General features: G+C 66.9%; 10 protein-coding genes. 6 read left to right on the top strand and 4 right to left on the bottom strand.

The window, feature by feature from the left end; all coding sequences use genetic code 11:
* Positions 1–52: 52 nt before the first annotated feature.
* Positions 53–316, top strand: a complete 264-nt coding sequence (locus tag CV102_RS11540) for a glutathione S-transferase N-terminal domain-containing protein (RefSeq protein WP_148858151.1) — start codon at positions 53–55, stop codon at positions 314–316.
* Here CV102_RS11540 and CV102_RS11535 read toward each other — a convergent pair.
* The 3 genes from CV102_RS11535 to CV102_RS11525 form a co-directional block, all read right to left on the bottom strand.
* The gene (locus CV102_RS11535; protein ID WP_148858150.1) at positions 313–1,128 is read right to left on the bottom strand and encodes a creatininase family protein; all 816 of its coding nucleotides are present in this window, start codon (positions 1,126–1,128) and stop codon (positions 313–315) included. The genes CV102_RS11540 and CV102_RS11535 overlap by 4 nt on opposite strands.
* A gap of 47 nt (positions 1,129–1,175) precedes the next feature.
* Positions 1,176–2,621, bottom strand: a complete 1,446-nt coding sequence (locus tag CV102_RS11530; RefSeq protein ID WP_148858149.1) for a sodium:solute symporter family protein — start codon at positions 2,619–2,621, stop codon at positions 1,176–1,178.
* 226 nt (positions 2,622–2,847) lie between these two features.
* Positions 2,848–4,236 (bottom strand): sulfatase family protein, encoded by a 1,389-nt coding sequence (locus tag CV102_RS11525; RefSeq protein WP_148858148.1) that lies wholly within the window; start codon positions 4,234–4,236, stop codon positions 2,848–2,850.
* Positions 4,237–4,400: 164 nt separating this feature from the next.
* Here CV102_RS11525 and CV102_RS11520 point away from each other — a divergent pair, with 164 nt between their 5' ends.
* The 3 genes from CV102_RS11520 (at position 4,401) to CV102_RS11510 (ending at position 9,925) form a co-directional block, all read left to right on the top strand.
* Positions 4,401–5,888: a sulfatase gene (locus tag CV102_RS11520; protein ID WP_187432941.1), complete on the top strand. Its 1,488-nt coding sequence runs from the start codon at positions 4,401–4,403 to the stop codon at positions 5,886–5,888.
* A 91-nt stretch (positions 5,889–5,979) separates the two neighbouring features.
* Positions 5,980–8,553 (top strand): heavy metal translocating P-type ATPase, encoded by a 2,574-nt coding sequence (locus CV102_RS11515; protein ID WP_148858147.1) that lies wholly within the window; start codon positions 5,980–5,982, stop codon positions 8,551–8,553.
* An 88-nt stretch (positions 8,554–8,641) separates the two neighbouring features.
* Positions 8,642–9,925 carry an MFS transporter gene (locus CV102_RS11510; protein WP_148858146.1) on the top strand — a complete coding sequence of 428 codons (1,284 nt, stop codon included), beginning with the start codon at positions 8,642–8,644 and terminating at the stop codon, positions 9,923–9,925.
* A gap of 47 nt (positions 9,926–9,972) precedes the next feature.
* Here CV102_RS11510 and CV102_RS11505 read toward each other — a convergent pair whose 3' ends face one another.
* On the bottom strand, positions 9,973–10,461 hold the full coding sequence (locus CV102_RS11505; protein WP_148858145.1) for a cupin domain-containing protein: 489 nt from the start codon (positions 10,459–10,461) through the stop codon (positions 9,973–9,975).
* A gap of 102 nt (positions 10,462–10,563) precedes the next feature.
* Between CV102_RS11505 and CV102_RS11500 the strand changes: the two genes are divergently transcribed.
* Positions 10,564–11,355 (top strand): HpcH/HpaI aldolase family protein, encoded by a 792-nt coding sequence (locus tag CV102_RS11500; RefSeq protein WP_148858144.1) that lies wholly within the window; start codon positions 10,564–10,566, stop codon positions 11,353–11,355.
* Between the two features lie 511 nt (positions 11,356–11,866).
* Positions 11,867–12,304 (top strand): response regulator, encoded by a 438-nt coding sequence (locus tag CV102_RS11495; protein WP_148858143.1) that lies wholly within the window; start codon positions 11,867–11,869, stop codon positions 12,302–12,304.
* Positions 12,305–12,393 lie beyond the last annotated feature (89 nt).

Genomic DNA, 12,393 nt, shown 5'->3' with positions numbered 1-12,393 from the left:
TCCATACTCCGGCTCAACCCTTACCACCAGCGGTTTCGAACTCGGTCGTGAGATGCTCGAACTGTACCAGGCCGAGAGCTGTCCGCACAGTACCGAGGTCCGCGAAACGCTCACCGAACTCGGCTGCTCCTACGTCGTCCACAACCCGCGGCTGCCCGGCGACGAGGGCGGCGACGTGCTCAACGAGCAGAGCCACCGCGCGCTAACCGAGCTCGGCGGGGAGGACTCGATCCCCTTCCTCGTCGACACGGAGCGGGAGGAACAGCTGTACGAGAGCGAGGATATCGTCGACTATCTCGAGGCGAACTACGGCTAATCAGCCCGATCTGCGCCCTCGAGCGCGTCGACGAGCCGACACAGCTCCGAGACGGCGACGTCGACGAGCACCTCGCCTTTCTCCGCGGTCGCGACCGTCGGATCGCCGATGTTGCCGGTGTGAGTCAGTTCGTCCATATCCTCCGCGGTGAGCGCCCAGCCGACCTTGTTGTCGCCGAGCGCGTCGTAGTCGGTGAGCGGCAGCGACTCCTCGGGGGGATCGACCCGTTCGGCCCGGTCCATGTCGACCAGCTCCGGCAGGAGTTCGAGCATGATGCTGGTCTCGAACTCCGAGGCGTGAAAGGAGACCTCGCCGGTTCGGATCTCTTCTGCGACCTCCGCGAAGAGGTTCACGAGCGGGGCGTGAAAGGCCTCGAGACCGTGTTCGGTCCGCAGTTCTCGGACGACGACCTCGAGTTCGGGATCCTGTGCGAGGTAGTGGCCGTTGAGCAGAACGACGTTCTCGATCCCCCACCGGCCGGCGGAGGCACAGATATCCGTGACGTAGCGCTGGAACGTCTCCGAGGAGAGCGTGAACGTTCCCGGCTTGAACGTGTGGTGGGGACTGACGCCGTACCAGATCGGCGGCGCGAGCAGCGCTGGGCTGCGCTCGGCGACGCGCTCGCCGAGCGCCTCGGGCATGTAGACGTCGACCCCGAGCGGGAGGTGGTGGCCGTGCTGTTCGGTGTTGCCGACCGGAACGAGCAGCGTCGAGGTTCGCTCGAGGGCCGCCTCGATCTCCTGCCAGGTCATCTCGGCGACGCGGTACGGGTCGTCGGTCGCGGCCGTCGGATCCTCGGCTTCGTCGGTCATACGTGTCGTTCGCTGTGCGGAGACTAAACCCGTTCGAACGGCGAGGGCTACGGCGCGCCGGATCGATCGGCGACGTCGGGTCGCCGGCGGCGGACGGCAACGCCGGCGCCCAGCAGCGCGGCACCCGTCACGACCGCGAGGATCGTCGCCGGAACGCCGAGCGGATTGCCGAGTGCCTCCCAGCCGACGCCGATGGCAGTTCCGACGAGCATCGCGGCGAGCACCGCCGTTCCCGGAACGCCCCGGAGGTACAGCGCGCCGTAGATCGGGACGAGGAACGCGCTGGTGAGCAGGATCGCGCGAAACTCGTAGATCGCGATGAGCGTCCCTGGCGGGTCCACGGCGATCGCAGTTGCGGTGATGCCGAAGACGATCGTCGCGAGCCGGGAGACTCGCATGAGTCGCTCGTCCGACGCGTCGGGATCGAAGTAGTCGTAGATGTCTCGAGCCGTCGTCACGCCGGTCGAGTGGAGGTAGGTGTCGGTCGTCGAGAGGATCGCGCTGAGCACGGCCAGCACGATGATCGTCCCGATCGTCGTCGGGAGGTACTCGGTGATGAGCACCGGGAACGCGAGGTCCGGGTTGTCGACGGCGAGGCCGGCGTCGACGAGCGCGACGGTCGTTCCCGCGCCGACGAGGACGAGCAGTACGTAGAAGATCGCGAGTACGAACGACGACGCCGCGAGCATCGCTTTCGCCGTGCGAACGTTCCGGGTCGCGTTGATGAGGATGATCTGATTTTGCGACGTGAAGGTCGTCCCGAAGAAGGCGATGAGCGAGGCACCCAGCCCGAAGAGGGTGTAGGTTCCGTCGCCGAGCGGGGCGACGTTCGTCGAGTCGACCGCGGCGAACTGGGTGTTGATCGCGCCGAGACCGCCGAGATCGACGAGGAAGTACGCGAAAACTACGGCGACGGTGGTGACCATGATCGAGGCCTGGATCAGGTCGGTGTACGCGACGCTGACCAGCCCGCCGAGCACCGTATAGAGGATGAAGACGCCGCCGATCAGCCAGACCATGTACCGGTAGGGGACGCCCGTGATCGTCGTCACGAGAAGGCTCGCCCCGACGAGTTGCATGATGAGGTAGGCCCAGGCGTTCCCCAGGAGGACGGTCGCGGTGATCGGCCGGGACCACTCCGCGCCCGTGATGTCAGCAATAATGTCCGGTAGCGTGATCTGGTCGAGTTCGCGGACCCGGCCGACGACGAAGTACAGCGCCGCCGTCCCGAGGACGAGTCCGAAGACGATCCCGGTCAGCACCGAGTAGCCGTCCCCGTAGATCGCCCCGATGAACCCGATCACGCTCACGGCGCTGACGAACTGGGCGACGTACGTCGCCGTTCCCAGTCCCGGCCCCAGTTCCTTTCCGTACACCCAGAAGTCGTCGATCGTCTCCGTCCGCAGGTACGCCCACGCGCCGATCGCGAGCACGATCAGCAGGTAGACGAGGAACGTCCCCAGATAGAACGGGTTCGCGTCCGAGAGGACCATCAGGGCCTCTCTTTGGCGGAAGCGGTGTCGTCGTCGGTCAGCAGATAATGAATCCCCGGGACGATCCCGGCGAGAAGGGTGAGCGCAAACACGACTATCATCTCAGATGGTAACCCAATCATCGCTCTCTGGCGCTCCTAACGGCCTGGCGAGTAGGTATACGTCGACCGCAACAAATCTCTCCGGAACTCGTGACTGTCGGAACGCAACGACGAACGGACGCCGATCACCGATCGGACGCAGCGTCCGTCCGAAGGTCGACCTCCTCCCAGTCGCCGGGTAAAACGGGCCCCTCGAGCAGCGGGTCGTCGGTCGTCTCCATCCACTCGAGTAACTCCTCGCGAAGCCGGTCGCAAACGTCGGCGTGCTCGGGATCGTCAGCGAGGTTCGTCCGCTCGAACGGATCGTTCTCGAGGTCGTACAGTTCGACGTAGGGTCGCTGCTCGCAGTAGTACACCTCTCGAACCTCGCGGCCGGCGGCGCTCTCGTAGATATCCCGCGTCAGGTAGATCTCGGGGAGGTGCCAGAAGTTGCGGACGTACTTCCAGCGCTTGGTCCGAATCGCTCGAATCGGATTGTACCGATCGTGCCAGGTCATGCCGGCGAAGACGCGATCGCGGGGGGTGTACTCGCCGCGGCCGCCGTCGCCTCCGTCGCCCGTCTCGTGTGCGCCGTCGCCGCCGGTCAGCAGCGGTTCGAAACTCCGACCGGCGATGTCGTCGGGGATCGGCGCGTCCGCGAAGTCGAGGAGCGTCGGGAAGACGTCGACGTTGCTCACCAGGTCGTCGACGACGCGCCCCTCCTCGAGCACGCCCGGATACCGCATCAGCAGGGCGGCCTCGATGCCGGGGTCGAAACAGCAGCCCTTCGCCCGCGGGAACGCCAGCCCGTGTTCGGTCGTGAAGACGACGAGGGTGTCGTCGGTGAGGCCAGTCCGCTCGAGGGCGTCCAGAATCGTCCCGACGCCGTCGTCGAGCGCGCCGAGCATTCCCTGGACCTCGGCGATGTCGGACCGGATACCCGGTCGGTCGGGAAGGAAGGAGAGGGGTTCGACCTCATCGGGGACGGGTGTGTCGTATCGCTCGCCGTCGAAGTCGAAGCCGTTCTCGCCCTCGACCCGGTGGAGTTCGAAGAAGCCGACCGAGGCGAAGAAGGGATCGTCGTGGTCCGCCGAGAGGAACCCCGCGACGTTGTCGGCTACGTCTCGAGCGCGGGCCGTCTCGTGGACTGCCGGCGGCGCGTCCGCCGTCAGCGGCTTTTCGGCGTGGATTCGATCGTAGCCGAGCCGGTCCGGATAGTTCGTGACGTGCTGGAGGCCGAAGAGGTGCGTTTCGTAGCCAGCCTCGGAGAGGCTCGTCGGGAGGAGCCGTTCCTCGGGATCGATCTCCCAGTCGGCGTGAGCGAGTCCGAGCATCCCGTTCTGGTGGGGGTGCCGGCCGGTCACGAGACTCGAGCGACTCGGCGAGCACTGGGGTGCCGTGACGAAGTGGCGGTCGAACCGAACGCCGCTGCCGGCGAGTTCGTCGAGACGGGGCGTGTCGACGGCCGCACCGTAACAGCCCAGATACTTCCCCAAATCGTGGCAGTGAATCAGGACGACGTTTGGCGGTGACATGACCACGACCGACGAGAACGGTGAGGGTAAGCGTTCGGCAGGAATCAACAGGCACGTCCTCTCGAGGGTGGGTTTCTTCGATCCGGAACAGTCGTAGATCCCGTGATCACCCTGCATTCTCCGGGCTTGTGACCTTATCTACGAGAGGCGGAAGTGATTCAACCATGGACGAATCCAACGGTCGTGATGACGAGTCACATACTTCTGTGCGGAACGTCGTCTTTGTGGTCTTCGACACGGCTCGAGCGAAAACGGTCAGCGAGGAAACCGCGCCGGCGTTAACGACGCTCGCGGACGAGGGCACGGTCTTCGAGAACGCGTTTGCGACCGCACCGTGGACGTTGCCCTCGCACGCTTCGTTGTTTACCGGGCTGTACCCCTCCGAACACGGCGCCCACGGTGGACACACGTATCTCGACGAGGAGCTCCGAACGCTCCCGGAGGCCTTCGCAGACGCGGGCTACGAGACGGTCGGCGTCTCGAACAACACCTGGATCACCGAGGAGTTCGGCTTCGACCGCGGTTTCGACGACCTCCGGAAGGGATGGCAGTACATCCAGTCCGACGCCGACATGGGCGCGGTCGTCCGGGGCGAGGATCTAAACGAGAAACTCCAGGCCACCCGAAACCGGCTTTTCGACGGCAATCCGATCGTCAACGCCGCGAACATCCTCTACAGCGAGGTGTTCCAGCCGACCGGCGACAACGGGGCCGACCGCTCGACCACGTGGATCCGCAACTGGCTCGAGAGCCGAAGCGACGAGCAGCCCTTCTTCTTGTTCTGTAACTTCATCGAACCCCACGTCCAGTACGATCCACCACGGGAGTACGCGGAACGCTTCCTGCCCGAGGATGCGAGCTACGAGGACGCACTCGCGGTCAGACAGGACCCGCGAGCCTACGACTGCGAGGACTACGACATCACCGAACGGGAGTTCCGCCTCCTTCGGGGACTCTACCGGGCCGAACTCGCGTACGTCGACGACCAGCTCGCACAGCTCCGGGAGGCGCTGGAAGCGACCGGCGAGTGGGAGGATACGCTACTGGTCGTCTGCGGCGACCACGGCGAAAATATCGGCGAACACGGCTTCTTCGGCCACCAGTACAACCTCTACGACACGCTGATCAACGTCCCGCTGGTGGCCCACGGCGGTCCATTTACCGACGGCGGGCGTCGTGAGGACCTCGTGCAACTGCTCGACCTGCCCGCGACGATGCTCGAGACGGTCGGCATCGACGATCCGGAACTGCTCGAGCAGGGACACAGCCGATCGATCCATCCCGACAGCGGCGATGACGAACGGGACGCTGTCTTCGCCGAGTACGTCGCACCGCAGCCCTCGATCGACCGACTCGAGGCCCGCTTCGGCGAGATTCCCGACCGGGTGCGTGCGTTCGACCGCCGCCTCCGGGCCGTCCGCACCAGCGACTACAAGTACGTCCGCGGCGACGACGGCTTCGAGCGACTGCACGACATCGAGCGCGATCCGTCCGAGCGAAACGACGTCGCGGCCGAGAAGCCGGAGCAGGTTCGAACTCTTCGCCAGCGACTCGAGTCGAACTTCGATCCGCTCACGGAGGCCGACGAGGGCGAGGAGGTCGCGATGCGCGAGGGAACGAAGGAGCGACTGGCGGATCTCGGCTACCTCTGAGCGCGGAATCGGGTGCGACGCGGACGGCCGAGAGTGTCCGATCTCGACGCGACGGTGACCGTTATTGTGTTCGGTCGTGTAGCACCGAGACGTGAGTGATTCTCACGCAGAGGGAGACCGGTGTCGGCTCTGCGGAACACCACTCTCCGAGACCACCGTCACTGCGTTCGGAGACGCGTTCTGTTCAGGGGGCTGTCGCGACGTGTACGACGCGCTCGGCGAACCGGGCGACGGTGACGAGGAGAGCGCTGACGCCGATCCGGCGAGTTGCGACGGGAAGACGAGGGCGGGCGGACGGGCCGGAACCGATCGGGGGCAGGGGGACGGTGAAATCGGCCAGGATCGGCCGAACGAAGAGCAGGAGATCGAACCAGCCAGCGCGTTCTTCCGTATCGACGGGATGCACTCCGCGCTGTGCGAATCGTATCTGGAACAGGTCGCCGACGCACACGACGGCGTCCTCGACGCCACGGCGAGCTACGTCACGGAAACCGTCCGGGTCGAGTACGATCCGGACCACACCTCGACGGCCGAACTCCGGGACGTCCTGAGTGGGGTCGGGTACACCGCGTACCGCCGCGAGGAGGCCGACGACGAGACGACGGGTGAAACGCACCGCTCGCGCGAGATGACCGGCCTCCGGAAGCGACGGGCGGACGACGTCCTCGAGCTTCGGTACATCGTCGGCGTCGTCTTCGGCTCCTTCCTCCTGGTGCCGTACATCACGGTCTTCTACCCGGTCTACCTCTCCGCGTTTCTCGAGTGGGAGTTCTTCCGGCGCTACGGCGAGGTGTTCGCGACGTTCGACGGGATACTGTTCCTGCCGCTGTCGCTCACCCTGGCGGGGGCCGTCCTCTACCTGACCGGGATGCCGCTCCTGCGCGGTGCATACGTCGGATTGAAACTGCGCCGGGCGAACACGCACCTGCTGGCGACCCTCACGATCGTCGCCGCCTTCGCCTACGGGACGCTCGCGTTCTTCCTCGAGCGAAGTGACATCTACTACGATCTGACGATCGTCGTCGCGGCGACCGTGATGGGCGCGGTCTTCTACGAGGCGACGATCAAGCGACGCGCCCTGGATCGGCTCACCGAACTCACCGTGTCGCAGGTCGACGAGGCCTGCCGGCTGGAAACGGACGGAGCGACGAACGACGTGCCGGTCGAGGAGCTGACGGCCGGCGACCGCGTTCTCGTCCGCCAGGGCGAGCGGATTCCGGTCGACGGCGTGCTCGCGGAGAGCGCGTGTACGGTCGACGAAGCGGTCGTCACCGGTGAGTCGCTCCCGGTCTCGAAACGGCCGGGAGACGACGTCGTCGGCGGTTCGGTCGTCACCGCCGGCGCCGCGGTCGTCGAAACCGGGACGGAGACCAGAAGCAGTATCGAGCGACTCACGGAGACCGTCTGGAACCTACAGAGCGCGACTCACGGCGTCCAGCGCCGGGCGGACCGGCTCGCTGCGGCGCTCGTCCCGCTCGTCGTCGTCGCCGCCCTCACCGTCGGCGCTGCCCAGTTCGCGTTCGGCCGGGACGCGACGAGCACCGCGATGGCCGTCCTCCTGACCGTGATCGTCGCGAGTCCGTGGGCGCTCGCGCTCGCGGCGCCGGTCTCGGTCGCCTCGAGCATCCGCGACGCGATGGCCCGCGGCGTCGTCGTCTTCGACGAGACCGTCTTCGAACGACTCCGCGGCGTCGACGTCGTCGTCTTCGACAAGACCGGGACGCTGACGACCGGCGAGATGCGCGTCCTCGAGACCGATGCCCCCGCGGAGCTGGTTCGAGCCGCGAGCGCGCTGGAGGAACGGGCGGCCCACCCCGCGGCGACGGCGATCGCGAAGGCGTTCGACCGCGGAGACGACAGCCAGGATCGAGTCCGATCGGACGGCGGCTCCGTCGACGGCGTCTCCGGCGAGGGCGACTCCCCGACGGTCCGGGAGTTCGAGAGCCACGCGACCGGTGCGGAGGCCGTCGTCGACGGCCAGCGGGTGCTCGTCGGCCATCCCGATCTCTTTCGAGAGCAAGAGTGGAGGCTCGAGCCGTCGCTCGAGTCACGGATCGAGGACGCTCGAAGCGGCGGCCGGCTCCCCGTCGTCGTCGGCCGAGACGGGAGCGCCGAGGGCGTGATCGTCGTCGGCGACGAGCCACGAACGGAGTGGGCCGACAGCGTGACGCGGCTGTGCGAGGCCGGGATCGACGTCGTCGTCCTCACCGGCGACCACGCGGCGGCGAGCGAGTTCCTCGAGCGCCACGCCGACGTCACGCACGTCTTCGCGGACGTGCCGCCGGCGGGAAAGACGGCGGCGATCCGCCGACTGGCCGCCGACCGGGAGGTGGCGATGGTCGGCGACGGGACGAACGACGCGCCAGCACTCGCCGCGGCGGACCTCGGCATCTCGCTCGGCAGTGGGACCGCACTGGCCGCCGACGCGGCCGACCTCGCGATCCTCGAGGACGATCTCGCCGCCGTCGAACGCGCGTTCGCGCTGTCGGCCGCCGCCGGCCGCCGCGTCACGCAGAACCTCGGGCTGGCCCTCGTCTATAACGCCATCGCGATTCCGGTCGCGCTGCTAGGGTTGCTGAACCCGCTGGTCACGGCCGCGGGTCTCGCCGTAACCGTGTTGCTGATCGTCGCGAACGTCTCGCGGCCACTGATCGAGGACCGCTGAGGCCGCGCTCGGAGCGATCAGGGACCGACGACCGGGCTCGAGAGCGGACAGCAACCTACTCGGAGCGTCGCCGGCATCTCACGGACGAATGCGTGGACGGGTCGCCGAACGAAGAACCGCGTACGGGCTGGTCACCGTCGCGACGCTCAGCTACACCTGCCTGATGTTCGTCTGGTTCTCGCTGCCGGCGTACCTCTCGACGATCATCGCGGAGCTCGAGCTGTCGGGGACGCAGGCCGGCGTCGTCGCGGGAGCGGTGCCGCTGACCTACATCCCGCTCGCGCTGTTCTCGGGGCTCGCGGTGGATCGGATCGGTCCCGGCCGGAGCCTCGCGGTCGGCGTGGTATGCTACGGGCTCGCGCAGGTCGGCCGGAGCGTCGCGACCGGGTTCCCGTCGCTGCTCGCGTTCACGCTCCTGATCGGCGTCGGCGCGACCGCCGTCACGTTCGGGCTGCCGAAGCTGGTCTCGGTGCTCTTCCCGGCGGACCGGACCGGGTTGCCGTCCTCGATCTACCTCGTCGGCGCGTCGGCCGGAACGGCGGCCGTCTTCGCGATCGGCAGACCGACGATAGGTCCGTGGCTCGGCGGCTGGCGCCCGCTCTTCCTCTGGAGCGGGGTCGTCGCGATCGGTTACGGGTTCGCCTGGTACCTCGTCGCCCGACGACTGCGGGTAGACGAGCGAGCCGCTGAGAACGACGAGAACGAGAGAGCGGGTGCGGACGAGAGGCCGAATAAGAACGGGACGGCGGGCGAGAACGGGGTCGACTCCGAACTCGAGTCGATCCGACGCGATCTGCGGCTGATCCTCACCCACCGCGAACTCCAGCTCGTGGTGGTCGTCGGCACGATGTACCTGCTGGCGAGCCACGGGATTCAGGGCTGGCTCCCGACGGTGCTCGAGTCGCGCGGCGTCTCGGCCGACCGCGCGGGTCAGACGACGGGGCTGTTCGTCGCCGCCTACGCGGTCGGCATCTTCGCCGTTCCCGCGCTCGCGGACCGGTATGGGGCGCGACCGGCCGCCCTGATGCTCTGCGGCGGCGTGTTCTTTGTCGGCGTGGCGGGGATGACGCTCGCGGGATCGCTCGGCGTCGTCCTGCTCGGCAGCGTCGTCGTCGCCGGCATCGGCGTCGGCGGGCTCTCGCCACTGATCCGGGCGATTCCGCCGGCGCTCGAGGGGATCGGCTCGCGGCTGACCGGCACCGCCGTCGGCTTCATCTTCGCAGTCGGCGAGATCGGCGGCTTTCTCGGCCCGGTCCTCGTCGGGAGCCTGCACGACGCGACGGGGTCGTACGCACCCGGCCTCGCGCTAATCGCACTCGCGGGACTCGTCGTAGTCCTCGCCGGCGGCGCGCTGCGTCGAGCGGCCATGTGACCGCGGTTACGGACTCGGAACCGCACGCCGAAGTCGCTCAACCGCGGTCACTCGACTACCAGTTCGGCGTCGCAGGCGGGACAGACGAGACCGGATCGTCCGTCGGTCGGGATTCGCATACTGTCCTGGTCGCAGTCGGGACACGAGACGTCCCGATCGTCGAGCACCGGGATCCGATCGATCCGGACGTCTTCGCCGTCTCGAGGTGCACCTAGCGCCAGGGCGACGAGCGCCTCGTCGGCGTCGTTTCGTCCGGACTGGAACTCGCCGGGTGCGAACCTGATCACCTCGTCTTGCCCGACGACGATCTCCCCGTCTCTCGTCTCGAACGTCGCCTCGCCCTCGAGGACGACGAACACCTCCTCCTGGTCCGCGTGAGCGTGGACGGAGCCGCTGAAGCGCTCGCCCGGCTCGAGGGCGTAGTACGCGATTGCGAGGTGGTCCGTGTCCAGCGGGTCCGACAGCACGCGCCGGTCCGACTGGTACGCCTCCTCGACGGGGTCGGGCTCGAGGTCGTCGATCGAGACGTGTTCCATGCGATCGCCTTCGCGTCTCCGGGCCAAAAGTCCCCCCTTCGACCCCGGGGTCGGCAGCGGGCCCGCGAAGGTTTATCCCGCCGCTGCTGGTGGGAGAAGGCCATGTCTTCGCAGCCACGAACGAACGCGCTTCGACGGATGCTCGAGACCGACGACGTCGCGCTGGGCGTCCTCGAGAGCACCTACAGCCCCCCACTCGTCGAACTCTACGGCGACCTCGGACTGGACTTCGTCTGGATCGACCTCGAGCACGCCGGACCGAGTCCGTGGGACGGCGACCGGATTGAGGACCTCCTCCGCGCGGCGGACGTGACCGACACGGAACTGCTCGTTCGACTGCCGGAGCCCGATCCGGGCATGGTTCGGAAGGCCCTCGACGCGGGCGTCAGGAACCTGTTCGTCTCCCGGATCGAGACGGCCGAGGAGGTTCGGCGGGCGGTCGAAGCGGCGCGGTTCCGGTACGACGGCGGACCCGAAACGCGCGGGTTCGCCAACGCGCGCGCGAGTCGGTGGGGAACGGCCGAGGAGTACGTCGAGACGGAGGACGAAGAGATCGTCGTCGGGGTGACGATCGAGAACGAGACGGCGGTCGACACCCTCGAGGAAATCCTCGAAGTGCCCGAACTGGGGTTCGTCTTCGCAGGCCCGCTCGATCTCGCGGTCGCGCTCGGCCATCCGGGCGAACCGACTCACGAGGACGTCCAGGCGGAGATCGAGACGATCCGGGAGGCAGCCCTCGAGGCCGACGTCCCCCTCGGCGGACTGGGGTTCGGGATGGACGACGTCAACGAGAAGGCCGACGCGGGCTACCGGATACTGAACCTCGGAACGACGACCGGAGCGGTACAGAGTGCGGTAGACTCGTGGTTCGACGACTACGACGGAGACCGTTAGTCGGCGTTGAGCGTCGTTTCTAGTCGGCGTCGAATATTCAGACTCATACAGAAGGCGTCGTGGACGGCACTCGTAGACGAACTCGGTGTGACCGACGGTCTCGGTGCCACTGATAATCGTTGGCCGCCGGTTACGACGCGCTACTCGACGACGTGTCGCGAATGCGCCTCTCGGTCAGGACGTCTGATATATTCTATTATAAAAGTATCCTGCGTAAGCAATGGCCAGGACCAACCGTCTGAGACAGCTACTAGACAGCGATGGGAGATGGACTCGCGAATGCCACCGCCGGAACCGCTGCTGCGATCCGACGGCCAGACGAGGAGCGACAGTCGCGTGTACTGGACGGGATAGTAAGCGGTGGAGCGGCGTTCGACGCGGTATTTTCGAGCGCCGCAGGTGGAACGACTCGAGGGGGCTGTCGAGAGTTGGTTCGATACAGCGTCGGTGATGAGGCGATCCGTAACGAGGGAGCGATCGGACAGGGAGCGGAAACGGATCGGTGCCCCCGATGACGGCCTCGGGCGACGTGGTGCTCGTCGAGGACAACCCCGGCGACGTCCGCCTCGTTCAGGAGGCATTTAACGAGTCTGCGGGCGATCACACGCTCCACGTCGCGACGACCGCCAACGACGCACTGGAGTTGTTGAACGAGCAAGCGCGGGATCCGGACCGGTCCCCGCCGGATCTCGTCCTCCTGGATCTGAACTTGCCCGGGAAGAACGGCTACGACGTGCTCGAGACGATCAGGGAAGACCCGATGCTCCGACGGCTGCCGGTCATCGTCCTCACGAGTTCGAAGGCCAGCGACGACATCAGGCGGTGTTATCGTGCGCAGGCGAACGCCTACCTGACGAAACCGATCGAGACGAGCAAACTCGTCTCCATGGTCCACGCGATCGAACAGTTCTGGTTCGAGCACGCGAGCCTGCCGCCAGAGCCGTCGTAGTCGCCGGAACGACCGTCGTTCGAACGGCGCACAGTCGACGGTGACGAATCGACCAATTCAGAGACACGGCCCAGACTGAATAACAAAAC

It is taken from the genome of Natronococcus pandeyae, assembly GCF_008122205.1.
GTDB lineage: Archaea > Halobacteriota > Halobacteria > Halobacteriales > Natrialbaceae > Natronococcus > Natronococcus pandeyae.
The sequence above is the reverse complement of the archived record's forward strand: the minus strand, read 5'-3'. Positions and strand labels throughout refer to the sequence as shown.